General features: G+C 69.3%; 19 protein-coding genes and 1 tRNA gene. 10 read left to right on the forward strand and 10 right to left on the reverse strand.

From position 1 onward, the window contains the following. Positions 1 to 4 precede the first annotated feature (4 nt). The 4 genes from D0Z08_RS11220 to D0Z08_RS11230 all read right to left on the reverse strand — a co-directional run bounded on the left by D0Z08_RS11220 (position 5) and on the right by D0Z08_RS11230 (position 4,125). Positions 5 to 550, reverse strand: coding sequence for a Uma2 family endonuclease (locus D0Z08_RS11220; RefSeq protein ID WP_118925318.1), 546 nt, complete (start codon positions 548 to 550; stop codon positions 5 to 7). A gap of 81 nt (positions 551 to 631) precedes the next feature. Then, complete coding sequence (locus D0Z08_RS11225) at positions 632 to 1,774, reverse strand: N(5)-(carboxyethyl)ornithine synthase (protein WP_118925319.1); 1,143 nt, start codon at positions 1,772 to 1,774, stop codon at positions 632 to 634. Next, entirely contained in the window at positions 1,771 to 1,908 is a 138-nt protein-coding gene (locus D0Z08_RS32085) for a hypothetical protein (protein WP_182481272.1), read from the reverse strand. Before D0Z08_RS32085 ends, D0Z08_RS11225 begins: the two co-directional genes overlap by 4 nt. A gap of 54 nt (positions 1,909 to 1,962) precedes the next feature. Then, positions 1,963 to 4,125: a molybdopterin-containing oxidoreductase family protein gene (locus D0Z08_RS11230; RefSeq protein ID WP_118925320.1), complete on the reverse strand. Its 2,163-nt coding sequence runs from the start codon at positions 4,123 to 4,125 to the stop codon at positions 1,963 to 1,965. Between the two features lie 119 nt (positions 4,126 to 4,244). Between D0Z08_RS11230 and D0Z08_RS11235 the strand changes: the two genes are divergently transcribed. Beyond that, positions 4,245 to 5,207, forward strand: a complete 963-nt coding sequence (locus tag D0Z08_RS11235) for an MOSC domain-containing protein (RefSeq protein ID WP_118925321.1) — start codon at positions 4,245 to 4,247, stop codon at positions 5,205 to 5,207. 41 nt (positions 5,208 to 5,248) lie between these two features. After that, a complete protein-coding gene (locus tag D0Z08_RS11240) occupies positions 5,249 to 6,121 on the forward strand; it encodes an alpha/beta fold hydrolase (RefSeq protein WP_118925322.1) in 873 nt (290 codons plus the stop codon). Positions 6,122 to 6,124: 3 nt separating this feature from the next. On the opposite strand, the gene D0Z08_RS11245 is transcribed toward D0Z08_RS11240, so the two are convergent. Beyond that, complete coding sequence (locus D0Z08_RS11245) at positions 6,125 to 6,538, reverse strand: type II toxin-antitoxin system VapC family toxin (RefSeq protein WP_342772343.1); 414 nt, start codon at positions 6,536 to 6,538, stop codon at positions 6,125 to 6,127. Next, positions 6,535 to 6,756 carry a hypothetical protein gene (locus D0Z08_RS11250; RefSeq protein ID WP_220454144.1) on the reverse strand — a complete coding sequence of 74 codons (222 nt, stop codon included), beginning with the start codon at positions 6,754 to 6,756 and terminating at the stop codon, positions 6,535 to 6,537. The genes D0Z08_RS11245 and D0Z08_RS11250 overlap by 4 nt, the downstream gene beginning before the upstream one ends. A gap of 326 nt (positions 6,757 to 7,082) precedes the next feature. On the opposite strand from D0Z08_RS11250, the gene D0Z08_RS11255 reads away from it, so the two are divergent. Next, entirely contained in the window at positions 7,083 to 7,601 is a 519-nt protein-coding gene (locus D0Z08_RS11255; protein WP_118925323.1) for a hypothetical protein, read from the forward strand. Positions 7,602 to 7,621: 20 nt separating this feature from the next. Here D0Z08_RS11255 and D0Z08_RS11260 read toward each other — a convergent pair whose 3' ends face one another. Next, positions 7,622 to 8,098, reverse strand: a complete 477-nt coding sequence (locus D0Z08_RS11260; RefSeq protein WP_118925324.1) for an NYN domain-containing protein — start codon at positions 8,096 to 8,098, stop codon at positions 7,622 to 7,624. Positions 8,099 to 8,249: 151 nt separating this feature from the next. Here D0Z08_RS11260 and D0Z08_RS11265 point away from each other — a divergent pair. Together D0Z08_RS11265 and D0Z08_RS11270 are read left to right on the forward strand one after the other, a co-directional pair. After that, positions 8,250 to 8,323, forward strand: a tRNA-Arg gene (locus D0Z08_RS11265). A gap of 33 nt (positions 8,324 to 8,356) precedes the next feature. After that, on the forward strand, positions 8,357 to 9,166 hold the full coding sequence (locus tag D0Z08_RS11270) for an RtcB family protein (protein WP_118925356.1): 810 nt from the start codon (positions 8,357 to 8,359) through the stop codon (positions 9,164 to 9,166). 30 nt (positions 9,167 to 9,196) lie between these two features. Here D0Z08_RS11270 and D0Z08_RS11275 read toward each other — a convergent pair whose 3' ends face one another. Together D0Z08_RS11275 and nrdR are read right to left on the reverse strand one after the other, a co-directional pair. Beyond that, positions 9,197 to 12,148, reverse strand: a complete 2,952-nt coding sequence (locus D0Z08_RS11275) for a vitamin B12-dependent ribonucleotide reductase (RefSeq protein WP_118925325.1) — start codon at positions 12,146 to 12,148, stop codon at positions 9,197 to 9,199. A gap of 136 nt (positions 12,149 to 12,284) precedes the next feature. Further along, positions 12,285 to 12,779 (reverse strand): transcriptional regulator NrdR, encoded by a 495-nt coding sequence (gene nrdR / locus D0Z08_RS11280; protein ID WP_118925326.1) that lies wholly within the window; start codon positions 12,777 to 12,779, stop codon positions 12,285 to 12,287. Positions 12,780 to 13,109: 330 nt separating this feature from the next. On the opposite strand from nrdR, the gene D0Z08_RS11285 reads away from it, so the two are divergent. The 5 genes from D0Z08_RS11285 to D0Z08_RS11305 all read left to right on the forward strand — a co-directional run bounded on the left by D0Z08_RS11285 (position 13,110) and on the right by D0Z08_RS11305 (position 16,447). Then, positions 13,110 to 13,628, forward strand: a complete 519-nt coding sequence (locus D0Z08_RS11285) for a hypothetical protein (protein WP_118925327.1) — start codon at positions 13,110 to 13,112, stop codon at positions 13,626 to 13,628. 153 nt (positions 13,629 to 13,781) lie between these two features. After that, a complete protein-coding gene (locus tag D0Z08_RS11290; RefSeq protein ID WP_118925328.1) occupies positions 13,782 to 14,294 on the forward strand; it encodes a hypothetical protein in 513 nt (170 codons plus the stop codon). A 158-nt stretch (positions 14,295 to 14,452) separates the two neighbouring features. Beyond that, a complete protein-coding gene (locus tag D0Z08_RS11295) occupies positions 14,453 to 14,782 on the forward strand; it encodes a hypothetical protein (RefSeq protein ID WP_147381405.1) in 330 nt (109 codons plus the stop codon). A 295-nt stretch (positions 14,783 to 15,077) separates the two neighbouring features. Continuing rightward, complete coding sequence (locus D0Z08_RS11300) at positions 15,078 to 15,548, forward strand: hypothetical protein (protein WP_147381406.1); 471 nt, start codon at positions 15,078 to 15,080, stop codon at positions 15,546 to 15,548. An 89-nt stretch (positions 15,549 to 15,637) separates the two neighbouring features. Continuing rightward, positions 15,638 to 16,447: a DUF6318 family protein gene (locus D0Z08_RS11305; protein WP_147381407.1), complete on the forward strand. Its 810-nt coding sequence runs from the start codon at positions 15,638 to 15,640 to the stop codon at positions 16,445 to 16,447. Between the two features lie 457 nt (positions 16,448 to 16,904). On the opposite strand, the gene D0Z08_RS33720 is transcribed toward D0Z08_RS11305, so the two are convergent. Then, positions 16,905 to 16,993 (reverse strand): SEC-C metal-binding domain-containing protein (locus tag D0Z08_RS33720; protein WP_147381409.1); only part of this gene is annotated, 89 nt, incomplete at its 5' end.

The raw sequence follows: 16,993 nt of genomic DNA on the forward strand, positions 1-16,993 counted from the left end.
CGGGTCAGTCGGCGAACGAGCCCGGTCGCACGGTGACGGCGAAAGGCAGCGCCGCGGTCCACTCGTCGCCTCGACCGACGTCCGCGACCTCGACGTACGAACCGTCCCGCAAGTCCCAGGCGGTCAGGCGCAGCGGGTCGGGGTCGACGACCCAGTACGACGGCACGCCCGCCCGCTGATAGCGCGCCTTCTTCAGGTTGAGGTCGATCAGCCGGGTGCTGGGCGACAGGATCTCGACCACGAGCAGTGGAGTGGCGGTCAGCTTGCGGCCGACCAGGTCGGACCGCCGTACGACGAGCGCGTCCGGCTGGACGACCGTGTCGTCGGCAAGAACGGTGTCGGTCGGCGCAGCCAAGACGAACAGGTCCGCCGGACAGGAGCCGAAGAGCAATCTCAGCAGCTCCGACTGCACGGTCTGGTGCCGCAGCTCTGGCCCCGGCGACACGATCAGCGTCCCGTCGATGAGCTCGTAGCGGTGCCCGTCATCGGGCATCACGTCGAGGTCGTCGACCGTCAGCGGTCGTCGCGGCAGCGTCGTCACAACACTCATGGTGCCTCACTCCGAGTCGTCTGGGCATGACTCCATCGTGAGCCGAGGCTCCGACCCGCGGCGCCCTTCATCCACAGCCCGCTACGCCATGCGGTACGGCGGCTCCGACTCCCGCCCCTGGAACTCCAGGATCGCGGGGTTGACCACCCGTCCGTCCCGGATCTCGATCGCGCGGCTCAGCGTCTCGTCGGCGTCCCACGCGGCGCCGCCCTCGAGCACCCGCCGCAGGAACGGGATCAGCGCGTTGCTGTTCTCCCAGGTCGCCGAGTTCCACAGGTACGACGGACTGTGGTCGACCGCGTAGTAGAGGACGTTGTCCCCCACCACGAACGCCGGCTCCTCGAAGCTCGTCGGGCGCGCGAAGCTGAACCCCATGCCGAGGTCGCACGACACGTCGACGATGACGCTGCCGGGGCGGAACGCCGCCAGGTCCTCGGTCTGGAGGTAGACGAGCGGGTTGTTGGGGTCCTGCAGGGTGCAGTTGACGATGACGTCGGCCTGGGCCAGGTACGCCGGCAGCGGCTCGCGGCCCCGCTCGGTGATCACGTGGCTCGGCTGCAGGCCGTCCGGATCGTGCTCGAACTGCCGGATCCGCACCGAGTGGATCGGCGAGCCCACCGCCGCCACGCCTCGGTTCGTCAGCACCGCGACCTCGTGCACCCCGTGCGCGTTGAGCGCGGTCACCGCACCACGTGCGGTCGCGCCGAACCCGATCACCACCGCGCTCAGCCGGCGACCGTAGTCCCCGGTGATCCCCGCGAGCTCGAAGGCATGGAGCACCGAGCAGTACCCCGCCAGCTCGTTGTTCTTGTGGAACACGTGCAGCCCGACCGCGCCGTCGCGGGTCCAGTGGTTCATCGCCTCGAACGCGATCAGGGTCAGGCCCTGGTCGATCGCGACCTGCGTGAGCTCGGCGTCCTGCACACAGTGCGGCCAGCCCCACAGGACCTGGCCGCGACCCAGCGCAGCGACGTCCGAGAGCTGCGGCTTGGGCAGCAGTACGACGTCCGAGTCCGCCAGGATCTCGTCCCGCGACGCGAACCCGGCGACGTACTCACCGAGGACCTTGTCGTCGACGCCGAACTTCGCGCCGTACCCGTGCTCCAGCGTGATCTGCGCCCGCAGGTCGGCATCCAGACCAGGGAAGTGGTCCGGATGGATCGGCAGCCGGTGCTCGTTCTCCTTCGCCGAGGAACCGATGACGCCGAGCCCGAGCAGCGTCACTTCTTCTTCACCGGGTGGAGCTGTTCATCGAAGGTGGCCGCGTGGGAACCCTTGCTCCGCTTCTCCGCGCGCTTCTCCTTGATGGACTTCCCGGACTTCTTGGACATGTTCTGCCGCGGCGACTTGTCGCTCATGATGGCAACTCTCTGGGAGGAAGCCTGAATGGCCCCGTCCTTCGACAGTACGCCTCATCCCCCCAACGGCGAGACGTCGCACACCGACGCGCGCAGGGGCGAGCTGCCACTGATCGGGTCGCTCGGCGTCTGGCTCAGCACCAGGTTGAGGTTGGCGCTTCCGGGGCCGTACGGCGGATAGCCGGGCAGGTCCAGCTCGGCGCAGGCCTCCCACCAGCCGTGCTGACCGAACACGACCTGCGGGTCGAGGTTGGCGTTGAGCTTCGCGCGGGCCCGGACGCTGCCCTTCGGGGTGTCGATCGAGACCCAGTCCCCCGCCGAGATCCCTCGCACTGCCGCCGTGTCCGGGTGCAGCTCAACCTGCGGGTCACGCTGGCTCTTGCGAAGGCTCGCGACCTGCCGGTGCTGGGTCTCGCAGAAGAACAGCGACTTCGCGCAGCTGAGCACCAGCGGGAAGCGCTCGGCGAGGTCGGGGCGGGAGCGCGGGCTGGTGAGGGGCTCGTCGTACGTCGGCAGCGGTGGGTACCCGTGCGCGGCCAGCGTCGTCGAGTAGAGCTCGACCTTGCGTGACGGCGTGGCGAACCCGGTGTCGACGTACTTGCGGTGCCGCGTGGTCAGCGGCACCCGCACCCCCTCGGGGTGCGCGCGCAGCTCCTCCAGGGTGATCCCGCTCGGGGCCAGCTGGTAGCGGAACGCGGCGTCGATGTCGCCGTCCCAGAAGTGCTCGCCGAGGCCGAGCCGGGTGGCGAGGTCGAAGACGATCCGCAGGTCGGAGCGAGTCTCGCCGCGCGGTGGCACGAGCGGCCGGCGGAGCTGGACGAGCGACTGGGCCTCCTGGCTGTACTCGAAGCCGATCTTCAGCGCCTCGGACTCGAACGGCGTCGTCACTGGCAGCACGATGTCGGCGAGCTCGGCGGTGGGCGTCATGAACAGGTCGGCCTGGACGAAGAAGTCCAGGCTGCGGAGGGCGTCGCGGCCGCGCGCGCTGTCGCCGTGCGCCATCACCGGGTTGCCGCCGAAGCCCACGAGCGCCTTGATCCGTCCGTCGAGGGCGGCGGTGTAGACGTCCTCGCCGGTGGCGAACCCGAACCGCGCCGGTCCGAGCGGCCGCTCGGCGAGCCCTACCGTGGCTGGCCCGTCGCGGGACACGAGCTCCATCCCGTCGATCCGGTTGGCGGGCACCGATTCGAAGAGGACGTTGCCACCGGGTACGTCGAAGCTCCCGGTCAGTGCGTAGAGAACGTTGATCGCGCGCGTGATCTGCGTCGTACCGCTGTGCTGCTCGAGCCCGCTCCAGGTGTAGAACGCCACCGGACGGGACTCCCAGAGGGTGCGCGCCGCGGCGACGATGTCCGCGGCCGACACCCCGGTGATGTCCTCGGCGACCTCGGGCGGGTACTCCGCGCAGCGCGCCGTGAGCAGGGACCAGACCGTCCTCCCCTCGACCACGTCCTCGGCGTTGGTCCAGTCCCGCACGAAGTCGGCGTCGTACCAGCCGTTCTCGATCATGACGTGCGTCAGTGCCAGCGCCAGCGCGGCGTCCGTGCCCGGCCGGACCCGCAGCCAGTGGTCGGCCTTGGCGGCGAGTCCCACCTTCCGCGGGTCGACCACGATCAGCTTCGCGCCCCGCGCGACCGCGGCCGCGGTGCTCGTCGCGTGCGCGAGTCGGGCGACCGACGGGTTGTAGCCCCAGAACAGGATGCAGCCGGCGTTGTCGAGGTCCGGCAGGTAGACGCCGGGCACAGACGTGCCGTACGTGTAGAGCGGCGCGAGGTACCTCCCCCACCCGCACAGCTCCATGTAGGTGGAGAAGTTCGGCGTCCCGAACGCCCGCACCAGCCGCAGCACCCAGTCGATGGCGTCGCTGATCGCCGACGTGGAGGGCGAGCTCGAGCTGAACGCGACCACCTCCGGGCCGTGCTCTGCCTTGAGAGCGAGGAGCCGGCGGGCGATCGTGCCGAGCGCCTCTTCCCAGCTGATCCGCTCCCACCCCGGATCCGCAGCGTCCTTGGGGTTGGTCCGCCGCAGCGGGTGGAGCAGCCGCCCGGGATGCTCGACGATGTCCGGCGCCGCCTTGCCCTTCACGCAGAGCGCCCGCCCGGTCGGGTGGTCCGGGTTGGGCTGCAGCGCCAGCAGCCTGCCGTCCTCGACGGTGGCGAGCGCACCGCAGCGCGACACGCACAACGGGCAGTACGTCGGGATGGGGTCCCCGCCCATGGCGCGATTGTCGCCCTCCTGGCCGGCGGCGGCAATGTGCAGCTGCCGACGATCGGCCGAGCAAATGCCCACCCGGCAGTAGCCCGACGAAGTAGCGTCGTACCTGTGGAGGCTCCCCGATGAGAGTGGGCACGCTGACGGCGCTGTGGCGCTATCCGGTGAAGTCGATGGGCGGCGAGCAGGTCGGCTCGTCGGCCGTGGACCAGCGCGCGCTGCACGCTGACCGGATGTGGGCGGTCCGCGACCTCGAGCTCGGTGCTGTGACGACCGCGCGTCGCCTCCCGGTGCTCCTCGGTTGCACGGCGCGGTTCGTCGACGAGCCGCCCGCGGGCGTCGGCCCCGGCGATGTCGCCCACGTCGTCGTCACGTTCCCCGACGGCACGGAGGTCACGAGCACCGATGCCGAGGCGATGGACGCCCGGCTCAGCGAGCTGACCGGCAAGAAGGTCGCGCTCGTCCCGCTGCCGCCGTTGGACGACAAGGCGGCCTACCGCGGGGTGCTCGCGTCGAAGAAGGACATCCGCCAGCAGTTCGGGCTGCGTGACGACGAACCGCTCCCCGACTTCACGATGTTCCCGGTCCGCAAGCTCGCCGAGCTCGCGGTCTTCGCGACCCCGATCGGCATCTTCGCCGACGCCTACCCGCTCCACATCGTGACCACCTCGAGCCTGCGCACGATGGCAGCGCTGGGCGGCGACTTCGACGTACGACGGTTCCGGCCCAACATCGTCATCGACAGCGACCTGGAGGGGCTGGCCGAGCAGGAGTGGCTCGGCGGGACGCTTCGATCCGACGACGTCACGATCAGCGTCGCGATCCCCACTATCCGGTGCACGATGCCCCTGCGCGAGCAGGCGGGGGTGACGGCCGATCCGCAGGTCATGAAGACCGTGTCCCGCCACGGGGACCGCTGCTTCGGCGTGTACGCCGACGTCGAGTCCGGCGGCACCTTGCGCGTCGGTGCCGACGTCGACTTCGAGCCTCCGGCGGCGCCGGGCGCCATCGCCGGGTCCGTCGGGCGGTTGGCCGAGCGGGTCCGGCGCAGCACCATCCGGGCCGGCAACCGGATGCTGCCCAAGTGAGTCGCTGGCACTCGGCTGCCCACGAGTGCCAGGATCCGGTCGTGACCTTCTCGACCTCCACGTTCGCCTCGCCCGTCGACGGGACCGCGCTGGCGACGTACTCCTGGGACGCCGCAACGGAGCCGCGAGCGGTGGTACAGATCGCCCACGGCCTCGCCGAGCACGCCGGCCGCTACGACCGGCTGGCGGCCGAGCTCAACGCGGCCGGCTACCTGGTGCGGGCGACCGACCACCGCGGCCACGGCCGGTCGATCGCCGACGTACCCGGCGACTTCGGCGCGGTTGGCTTCGACGGCCTGATCGCCGACCTGGCGGCGTACGGCGCCCACCTGCGGGCCGAGCGCCCGGACCTGCCGCTGTTCCTGATCGCCCACTCGATGGGGTCGTTCGCCACGCAGGCGGTGCTGCTGGAGCACAGCAAGCAGTACGCCGCCGTCGTCCTGTCGGGCTCCACCGCGCTCGATGCCCTGGCCGCGGCGATGGCTCAGGCCGACGGGCCGGCCGGGCTGGAGGCGTTCAATGCGGGGTTCGAGCACCGCACCGGCTACGAGTGGCTCTCGCGCGACGAGGCCGAGGTCGACCTGTACGTCGCCGACCCCCTCTGCGGCTTCGACCTTCCGGAGGACACGGTGCCGTCGCTCTTCGGCCCGGCCGCGCGGCTCGCGGACCCCGAGGAGCTCGCCGGGATCCGCTCCGACCTCCCGCTCCTGATCACCTCCGGCAGCGCCGACCCGCTCGCCGGCGGCGGTGACCTGGTGTGGTTGCTGGGCCAGCGCTACGAGAAGGCAGGACTCACCGACGTCACGGTGACGCTGTACGACGACGCGCGGCACGAGATCTTCAACGAGACCAACCGCGACGAGGTGACCCGCGACGTGATCGGCTGGGTCCGGGATCGGGCCACCGACCTGTAGAGCTCAGATGGCCTCGACGCGAACTGCGGTGCCCTCCAGCAGCAGCCGCAGGTCCGCACCGTCCGAGGTCAGCACGACGGCGGGTCCCGGCACCGCGAGTGCCGTTGCCGCGACGACGGCGTCGACCGTGAGGTCTCGCGGCTTGCGCCGCGATCGCGCCGCGCCGAAGCGCAGACGTCCGGCGGCGTACCCGATCTCGGTGGTGACCGGCTGCACGCGGAGAGCTTTCGCTGCCCGCCGCACGTTGGCGTCCCGCGCCGTTCCGTCGGCCACTTCCGCGAGCGTGACCGCGGACGCATAGAGCGCGGAGTCGGTGCGCCGCGCGACGAGTGCCCAGACCAGCATGGTCGGATCGTCCGACGCGAGTGCCGACAGTGCCTCCGAATCGAGCACGAAGCTGTGCGGCCCCGCGATCATTCGGCGAGCCGCGCCAGGATCGCCTCGACCTCGGCCTCGTCAGCCGGACCGTGCTTCTCCTCGGTACGCCGGATGATGTCGTCGAGCGCGTCGCGTTCGAGCTGGCGACTGACAGCGTTGGCGACGTACGACGAGAAGCCGCGGGACCCCACGCGCGCACGCACCCCCTCCGACGCCTCCGCCGGGAGAGAAATGGAGTGCTTCTCGACGCCCGCCACGCCTCGTATCCTACTCGAAGTAGGAATTTCTGGTGGCGTGGTGGACATGCCGGATTCTCGATCGGAGCCGAGCCGCGGCGCTAGCCACCTCGGGCAGGCTGTGGACAACGCGCGATTGCCCCCTGCCGGTGGTTGAGGTGCGAGGCCGCCCGCGGCCGAGCCTCGAAACCCTCCGCAAAGCCCGACGGATGCCACGGTCTGGGCCTGATGGGCGCACACTTGGGTCAGTGGTGCCCCGGACCTCATCGTCCGGCGGCTGCCTACCTCAAGTCTCAGGCGCGGCCTTCTGCCCCGCCCAGAGCACCTGCGAAGGACGACGAGCTGACATGACCGACCGCGAGACTTGGGCCAAGACCGCTTACGAGATCCTGGTCGACCGCGCCGGGCAGTATCGCGCCGTCGTCGAGTACACCCAGTTCGGCGACGAGATCCAAGAGCGCAGCGGAGTGGCCACCACCGTCGCCGTCAGGAACTGGATCGGCGGAGTCCTCGAGCTGGTCGCGCAGCGATGCGTCAGCGAGGGCGTTCCGCCGCTGACGTCGCTGGTCGTCCGCAAGGACACCGGCATGGTCGGCGCGCCGTACGACGTGGTCCTGGCCGCCATCGGCGCCGACCCGATCGAGGACGCGATGCTGCGGGAGAAGCATGCGGCAGCGTCGCGACTGGAGTGCTACCGCTGGGCCGACGCCGCGGACCTCCCCGCAGACGGCGGTCGCGCCGCCCTCTCCCCCAAGCTCGCAGCGTCCACCGCCCGCAAGGCGAAGGCCAACCCCCCGGCCGCGAAGGTGTGCCCGAGCTGCAACATGGCGCTGCTGCCCACCGGCGTGTGCGACAGCTGCGACTGACAAGTCACGCGCTGCGTCGATCAGCTCGCGCTACTGGTTGCGGCCGCGCGGGGCTCTTCGAGGTGGACGACCCGCGCCGCCGCGAACCGTAGCCGGTTGCTCAGTGGGCGGCGCCGGGAGACGACGGTGACCTGGACGCCACGTCGACCCAGCTCCGTGACCGCGTCGGTGAAGATCCCGTCTCCGGAGACGAGGACGACGTGCTCGAAGCGTGACGCGACGTCCTCGTCGAGCACGCCGAGGAGCTCGAGGTCGGCCCCATCCCGGCCGGACCGCACCAGGCGACGAGCGGTCGGCCAGCACCACGCGACGTACGGGTAGCCCTTGTGACACGTCGCGACCACGACGTGGTCGTCGCAATCCGTGCCGATCGCTCGGTCGATCGCCCGACGTGCTGCATCCGCGCTCGTCTCGCTGCAGACGAGCCCCCCGACGACGTTCTCGATGTCGATCAGGACAAGGCGCCTCCCCATGTCGATGCGCTCGGAAGTCTTCATTGCGTTTCCCTGAAGCCGGCCCGAGTCGTTGATGTCGATCAGGGACAGCGTGCGCCGACGGTCCGACAGAACCCACCGGCCGGGCGGCGCTCCCAAAGTCGTTAGGGCGTGGCGGCCCCGTCGCCGTACGGTCGTCGCCGCTGGATCCCAGACCCCTTTAGCTCAGCTGGAGAGAGTGCCGCGCTACGAACGCGGAGGCCGCAGGTTCGACTCCTGCAAGGGGTGCTTTGTTCGCATGCCCGAAGGAGGATGAACACCATGGAGACCGACTCGCTGCCCGTACGCCTGCCCGGCGCCCGGGCCGACACCCTGATGTGGGCGCGCGTCGAGGACGTCGAGCAGCAGGCGCTCGACCAGCTGCGCAACATCTCGCGACTGCCGTGGGTGCACGGCCTCCGGGTGATGCCCGACGTCCACCTCGGCAAGGGCGCGACGGTCGGCTCGGTCGTGGCGATGCGCAACGCGGTGTCGCCGGCGGCGGTCGGCGTCGACATCGGCTGCGGCATGCAGGCGGTACGCACCAGCCTCACCACGGCCGACCTCCCCGACGACCTGCACGCGCTGCGCCTGGCCGTCGAGAAGGCGATCCCGGTGGGCTTCTCGGCGCACAAGTCGATGCCCGACGTACGCCGGCTCGGTCTCAACCACGGCCGGTTCGCCGGCTGGGACCGGTTCTGGGAGCGCTTCGGCGCGCTGCACGACGACGTGCAGGACCGGGAGCGCAAGGCCAAGCAGCAGATGGGCTCGCTAGGCGGAGGAAATCACTTCCTAGAGCTGACGTCGGACGACGAGGGCCAGGTGTGGCTGATGCTGCACTCCGGTTCGCGGAACATCGGCAAGGAGATCGCCGAGCGCCACATCTACAAGGCCAAGGGCCTGGACCACAACCTGGGCCTGCCCGACCGTGACCTCGCGGTGTTCCTTGCCGGTACGGCGGAGATGGACGCGTACCTCAGCGACCTCTACTGGGCGCAGGAGTACGCCGCCCGCAACCGCGCCGTGATGAGAACCTCGGTCTCGAATGAGACCCTCGGCAAACGCTCGAAGGGCGGTCTCCCAGCTGGGTGACCGCCCTTCGGCGTACTTCTTGTGGCTTGATCAGCTGCAGCCGCTAGTGCTCCCGCAGCCCTCGCACACGTAGCAGGAACCAGCGGGGCGCATCTTGGTGCCGCAGGTCATGCAGAGCGGGCTGTCGACGGCGTGGCCGGTGATCTGCTCGAGGAGCTCGGCGGAGGTGCGGGCCGTCGGAGCGGCGGGCGCCTTGTCGGCGATGACGATCTCGGTCTCGTCGACGTCCTCCGCCTCCTTGGTCTCGAGGCTCGCTTCGCTCGCACCTCGACCAGCGGAGCCTCCGCTCGCACCTCGACCAGCGGAGGCGCCTCGCACCTCAACCACAGTCTCGATGAGCTCGGAGGCGGAGCCGGTCTCCTCGAGGGGCTCGTAGCTCCCGGTCTCGAGGTGGCGCTGGCGCTCTTCGGCGGAGTAGATGCCGAGGGCGGAGCGGGCCTCGAAGTCGAGGTAGTCCAGCGCGAGCCGGCGGAAGACGTAGTCCATGAGGGACTGCGACATCCGGATGTCCGGGTCGTCGGTGAGGCCGGCGGGCTCGAAGCGCAGGTTGGTGAACTTCGAGACGTAGGTCTCCAGGGGCACGCCGTACTGCAGGCCGATCGACACCGCGATCGAGAAGGCGTCCATCACGCCGGCCAGGGTCGAGCCCTGCTTGCCGAGCTTGAGGAAGATCTCGCCGAGGTGGCCGTCGTCGTGGGCGCCGGAGATCATGTAGCCCTCGGCGCCGCCCACGGTGAACGACGTCGTGCGCGAGGCGCGCGACTTCGGGAGGCGCTTGCGGGTCGGGGCGTAGACGACCTTCTCGATGACCTTCTCGACGACCGCGGAGGCCGCCTCGAGAGCGTCGGCGGCGTCCTTCTTGGCCTTGCCGCCACCGTCGGACAGCGGCTGGCCGACCTTGCAATTGTCGCGGTAGATCGCGGTGGCCTTGAGGCCGAGCTTCCACGACTGGAGATAGATGTCCTCGATCTCCTCGACCGTCGCCGACTCCGGCAGGTTGACCGTCTTCGAGATCGCACCGGAGAGGAACGGCTGGCAGGCCGCCATCATCTTGACGTGGCCCATCGGCTTGAGGGACCGCTCCCCCATCGCCGTGTCGAAGACCTCGTAGTGCTCGGTCTTCAGGCCAGGCGCGTCGACCACGTGACCGTGCTCGGCGATGTAGGCGACGATCGCCTCGATCTTCTCCTCGTCGTAGCCCATCTTCTTCAGGGCCCGCGGGATCGTCTGGTTGACGATCTGCATCGAGCCGCCACCGACGAGCTTCTTGAACTTGACCAGCGAGAAGTCCGGCTCGATGCCGGTCGTGTCGCAGTCCATCATGAAGCCGATCGTGCCGGTCGGCGCGAGCACCGAGGCCTGCGCGTTGCGGAAGCCGTTGGCCTCGCCGAGCTCGATGACCTTGGCCCACTCCTCCGTCGCCAGCTTGTGCACCTGGGCGTCAGCGATGTGCAGGGTACGCACCTCGTCGTTGGCCGAGCGGTGCTTGCGCATCACTCGCTTGTGCGCCTCAGCGTTGCGGGCGTAGCCGGCGTACGGGCCGACGATGGCGGCGAGCTCCGCCGAGCGACGGTACGACGTGCCGGTCATCAGGCTCGTGATCGTGGCCGCCATCGCGCGACCGCCGTCGGAGTCGTAGCCCAGACCCATCGCCATCAGCAGCGCGCCGAGGTTGGCGTAGCCGATGCCGAGCTGGCGGTAGTCCCGCGTGGTCTCGCCGATCGGGTCGGTCGGGAAGTCCGCGAAGCAGATCGAGATGTCCATCGCGGTGATGATCAGCTCGACCGCCTGCGCGAACAGCGGGGCGTCGAAGGTGTCGTCTTCCTTGAGGAACTTGAGCAGGTTGAGCGACGCCAGGTTGCAGGACGAGTTGTCGAGCGACATGTACTCCGAGCACGGGTTCGACGCGGTGATCCGCCCCGTCTCCGGGTTGGTGTGCCAGTCGTTGATCGTGTCGTCGTACTGGAGGCCGGGGTCGGCGCAGGCCCACGCGGCCTCGCTGATCTTGCGGAACAGCGAGCGGGCGTCGACGGTCTCGATGACCTCGCCGGTCTTTCGGCCGCGGAGGCCGAACTCGGAGCCCTCCTCGACCGCGCGCATGAACTCGTCGGTGACGCGGACCGAGTTGTTGGCGTTCTGGTACTGCACGGACGTGATGTCCTTGCCGCCGAGGTCCATGTCGAAGCCGGCGTCACGCAGGGCGCGGATCTTGTCCTCCTCGCGCCACTTGGTCTCGACGAACTCCTCGATGTCGGGGTGGTCGACGTCGAGCACGACCATCTTGGCCGCGCGGCGGGTGGCGCCACCGGACTTGATGGTGCCGGCGGACGCGTCGGCACCGCGCATGAACGAGACCGGGCCGGACGCCGTACCGCCGCTGCTGAGCAGCTCCTTGGACGACCGGATCCGGGAGAGGTTCAGGCCGGCACCGGAGCCGCCCTTGAAGATGAAGCCCTCTTCCTTGTACCAGTTCAGGATCGAGTCCATCGAGTCGTCGACGGAGAGGATGAAGCAGGCCGAGACCTGCTGCGGCGACTGGGTGCCGACGTTGAACCAGACCGGGGAGTTGAACGAGAAGTACTGGTGCACGAGCAGCCAGGTGAGCTCGTGCTCGAAGGTCTCCGCGTCCTTGGGGGTCGCGAAGTAGCCGTGCTCGGCGCCGGCCTTGGTGTAGGTCTTCACGACCCGATCGACGAGCTGCTTGAGGCCGGTCTCACGCTCGGGGGTGCCGACGGCGCCACGGAAGTACTTCGTCGTGACGATGGTGCTCGCGTTGACCGACCAGAAGTCGGGGAACTCCACACCGCGCTGCTCGAAGACGGTCTCGCCGGTCTTCCAGTTCTGCTGGACGACGTCGCGCCGCTCCCAGTTGATCTCGTGGTAGGGGTGAACGCCCTCGGTGCTGAAGACGCGCTCGATCGTGAGGCCCTTGCGGGCCTTGCCCGTCTTGCTCGTCGCTGCGGAGTTGGCCGTCTCGGTCATAACTGTCTTGCTCCCCCTGGCTGGGTCGGTTTCCAGTGCTACTGCTGTTACTACTGTGACTCGTGGCACCGACATCGATGCCTGAGATTGGTGCCCTGGCAGGCAGCTTCCCCACTCCCTGCCAGGGCGGTCTGGGTCAGCCCGAAGGGGCTGCGGCGGCCGTCTCTTTTTCAACAACCGCGTTGGCGCGTTCCATCCGCAGCAGGGCGATCTCGTTCTCGAAATCGGCCGCGGACTCGAAGCTCCGGTAGACGGACGCGAAGCGGAGGTAGGCCACCTCGTCGAGGCGGCGCAGGGACGGGAGGATCGCCAGGCCCACCTCGTGGGCGGCGATCTCGGGGCTGCCGGCCAGCCGGAGCTGGTCCTCGACCTCCTGGCCGAGCCGGGCGAGGTCGTCCTCGCTGACCGGGCGGCCGTTGCACGCCTTGCGGACGCCGGCGACGGCCTTCTCGCGGTTGAACGGCTCGGTCGCGCCGGAGCGCTTGAGCACCGTCAGCTGCATCAGCTCGACCGTGGTGAACCGCTTCTCGCAGTCCTGGCAGACCCGGCGCCGGCGGATCGAGCAGCCGTCGTCGGACACCCGGGAGTCGAGGACCTTGGTGTCCACGTGCTTGCAGTACGGGCAGTGCATCGGACGATCCCCCCTTCCTGGCGCTCGACAAGCTCGGCGTGTAGGCATGGCGAAGTAGACCCTTGGTCGGGCCGCTTCCCCTGTGAATAACCGGGCTCTAGCTGTGCACTTCTCCCCCGGTCCTGTGAACGGGCCTGTGGAGAACTACATCCTTGTAACTACTAGATGTAGTGGTGACCTTACGCCTCCACCACTAGGGGTGCAAGCGGTGGCCGGGATCTGCTGGAAAGAATGTTGCCTGGGCCACGTTTGCGCAGGTCAGAGCGTCCTTGGCCTCCAGAAGTACGTCGAAGCGGCGGGCGTGTCGCCGGGCGAATCTCGACCTCGGGGATGATCGAGATGATCGGCCTCGCCGCTTGTGGCGACGACGCCGGCTCAGAGCCGACGAGCTCGGGCGAGACCAGCGCCGGCAGGAGCGCGGAAGGCGCAGGACTGGTCGGATTCGGTGACGAGGTCGGCGATCCGGTGACCGGAAGCAAACCCGACCGGGGCGAGGACGTGGAAGGCGAGAGCCTCGCCCTTCCCGCCGGCTTCCCCGAGAAGGAGATCCCGCTCCTCTCCGGCCGGATCACCTCCGCCACCGGCGACGAGGAGAGCGGTGGCTGGGACGTCACCATCGCTGTCGGCTGCTGGGACGAGATCGTGTGCGAGGAGGCGACGTACAAGCAGGCGGCCCGAGCCCTTCGCGGCGCCGGCTTCACCGAGGGCGTGACCACGATCGACGGCGAGACCTACGGCAAGGCGGTCGTCGGCGGATTCGACAGCGACGCCTTTCACGTCGACGTCGTGGCGTACGGCCAGGAGGAAGGCACGATCCTGGTCGCGTACGTCGTCCGGCCGGCCCGCTGACTTCGCGGCAGCCAGTCTCACGACCGTCTCAGAAGACCTCCGACTCGTTCGATCGGGTGATCCGCGGGAAGCCTCTGATCACTACCTTGGGACCAGGCCTCGGGGCCGCCCGACCCACCCCCTGATCGAACCCTGCACAGCCCGGAGGCCGTCATGCACCAGCTCCGTCGTACTCGCCTGCTCGTCGCCGTACCGACGGCGCTGCTCCTATCCGTCGCCGCGGTCGGCTGCGGCCTCGCGGAGGACGCGGCCAAGGACCGGGCGGAGGAAGCCCTCGCGAGCGAGGGCATCAGCGCAGACCTCGACGATCCCTCGAACATCGAGATCGAGGGGACCGACGGTGGGGTCAGCACCGGCAAGCTGCCGAAGGACTTCCCGACCGACGAGGTCCCCGTCGTGGACGGCGAGATCCTCGCCGGCACCTTCACGAAGAACCCGCAGACGTGGAACGCCACCATCAAGGTCGGCGAGGCGGGCGGCGACAAGTCAGCGGCGTACGACGAGGCGGAGGCCAAGCTCGTCGACGCCGGCCTGGAGACCGTGACCCCGAAGGCCGACAACGGCTCCTCGATCGGCGGGCAGTACACGAGCGCTTCGTGGACCGTGGTGCTGGCCGTCACCGACACGAACGGGATCGTCGTCAACTACACGGTGTCGCCCAAGTAGATCGTCCTCGCGACGGATGACCCCGACGCTGACAAGGCGTAGTGTCGAAGCGAATCTCCGACCCGGGGCGGCCGCGGGACGTGGGGACCGCCGCCGCCTCGGATCGGGATTGCGGGTCCTGCCCTCGCAGCCTTGGCGGATCGGACACAATGACCGCCGTGAGCAGCGGCAAGCGCGCGGGTGACCGCCAGAAACGGGGGTTCCGCCCCGTGCTGCTCGTCCTGGCCGTCGGCATCACGCTGTGCGTGGTCGCATGGGGCTACCTGGTCTACGCGGCGATCGACTTCGGCTCGGCCGCGCGCCACGACGACGAGCCCTCGGCGTGGTGGTTCCTCGCGATCGCAGCCGTCGGCGCCGTCGCCTGCCTCTTCCTCGGCTTCATGCTCGTCGCGCGGTTCGCGCGGGCGCTGGGGTTGACCAGCGCTCCCGCACCGAAGCCGCGGCGGGACCCCAGCGTCCCGAAGGGCGGCAAGCGCGCCGCTCGGTGACGCCGTACGGCGGTCGCCTCCTTGGCGAATCCCGGCGGCGCGACTGCCCCGGCGATGCGGGTGCTCCCCCAGCGCTATGACCGGTCACAGCCCCGAGGGAGTGACCCCTACGCCCGAGGAAGTGGAGCGGACGCGTCAGCGGCGCCCCCCAACTACCCGCAATCCACCCACGGATCGGTCAGGAGAGCCGGTTATCCACAGGCAAGGGCCGCGGGGGTGCCGGGGGCAGGTGGCAGCGAGGTACTTTCACCGCGCCGCCGTGGGTCGCGGCGACTCGTTCTCTCGGGAGGCCTGCGTGAAATCGTCCTTTCCTGCCCGCTCGGCGATCGGCTCCGCAGCGCTGCTGCTCGCCGGCTTGCTGTCCGGATGCAATGCACACCAGGACCGGGTGCTGGCGGTCGAGCTGGCCAGCGACCCGGCCCCGCCGCAACCGAGTCCGCCGGCGGGAACACCTGCGGCCAAGGGCCGAGAAGTGCGGGCCGTGGCGGCTGTTCGATCCTGGATCGCTGCGCGGAACGAGGGGTTGGCGACCGGCGACCGACCGATCCTTCGCGCACTCGCCGGGGAGGAATGCCGCAGCTGTGCGCGCTTCATCGGCGGCGCCCGATGGACGATTCTGGGAGCGCGGGTCATCCAGCACACCGTGGACTCTGCGACGGTCGCCGCCGCCGTTGCCGTGAGGGGGCGGGGTCCGCTGGCTCTCGAGTTCGAGGTGACTCGGGTCGCCGAAGCATCGATCGTCACGCAGATCGCCACACGGCAATGACGCCGACACAACGGGTGCGGTCGGCGGCGGGCCTCGCTGCGCTTCTCTCGGCGGTGCTGGCGGGGTGCACCGCCAATGCGGATCGGTCAATGCCGGATCACGGATCGGCTGGCCTCTCGCAGACAGGATCGGCCGTCGGCCCCGTCGCCGCGGCGATGAAGCCGTCTCGCGCCGACGGTCGCGAGGTGGCGTACCGCACTGCGGTTCTTCCCCAGGCGGCGGACAGAGGGTGTCGCCATCCGGCGGCGCCACGGTACTTTCAGTGCGCCGCTCTGGGTCTGGGCGGCAGTTCGTACTCTCGGGAGGCCTGCATGAGGTCGTCGTACAGGTCGCGCGCCGCGGTCGGTGTTGCCGCGCTGCTGCTCACCTTCGGTGTCGCTGGTTGCGAAGACGGGGACCCTGCGGATCCGATCGAGCCCACCGGCGAACCGATCCCGCCGCACTCGAGCTCGCCCACCGAGCCGACCACGACCGACACCGGGCCGGTCGAGCCGACGCTGCCGGCTGAGGCGGAGCCTGAGACGAAGGCTGGCGCCGAGGCGTTCGTCGAGTACTACTGGGAGGTCGTCAACTTCGCTCGCCACACTGGTGATGTCGAGCTGCTGAAGGCGGTCTCCAATCCGACCTGCGCTGGATGCAGAGGCGCAATCAAGTCGATCGTTCGTGTGTATGGCCGAGGCGGACGCATCATCGGTGGCAGGTTCACGGTCATCGAATCGACTCCGGGGCGTACCCCCAGTGGCGCCTGGAACATGTCGACGCGGGTCAAGCTTGAGCGCTCACGAACAGTTGGTGCTGGTGACCTAAATCAGATCGTTCGTGCTGGAGAGATCGACTTCTTCTTCGGCCTCGAGTACGAGAGCGGCGCGTGGCGGACGACATTCTTGGACTCGCCATGAGCCGGCTAATAGCAGTCGCCAGTGCAGCCTTTCTCGTGCTTCCAGTCTCCCGCGCCAACGCCGCTGACGACCCAGTCGTTGACGCGGGCGATGACGCCCTCACCGTGCAAGTGCAACAGGAGAACCACGGCACCCAATCTGGCGGCAATGTGAACGCATCCGCTCAACTGGGCACTTACCACCAGGAGCCAGCGTGCGAAGAGGTGTGCTCGGGCAATCGGATCTGTCCCGACGGGACGTTCCAGATGCACTCGTGGTTTGTGCTCCCCAACGGGGACGTCTCCGCGCACTCCTACTGGTGCCGATCTGAGGGCGGCGCACCGGCGGTCACCGACGACGTCGTCGCCACGGCCTTCCGGCGGATCCCCCTCCCGCCCTCGACGTTCTCGATCCAGCCGCCGGGCGGTCGCACCCTCGTGAACTTGGTGACAAGTTCTTAAGACACCCAGCCGATTCTCTAATCAGGCCCGCCGAGAACGATGCTCGACCCACCGCGGCGCTTGACGCCGTGGCATCTGCGGTACTGGTTGCCGCTCCCGCAAGGGC

It is taken from the genome of Nocardioides immobilis, from assembly GCF_003515065.1.
GTDB classification, from domain to species: Bacteria; Actinomycetota; Actinomycetes; order Propionibacteriales; family Nocardioidaceae; genus Nocardioides; species Nocardioides immobilis.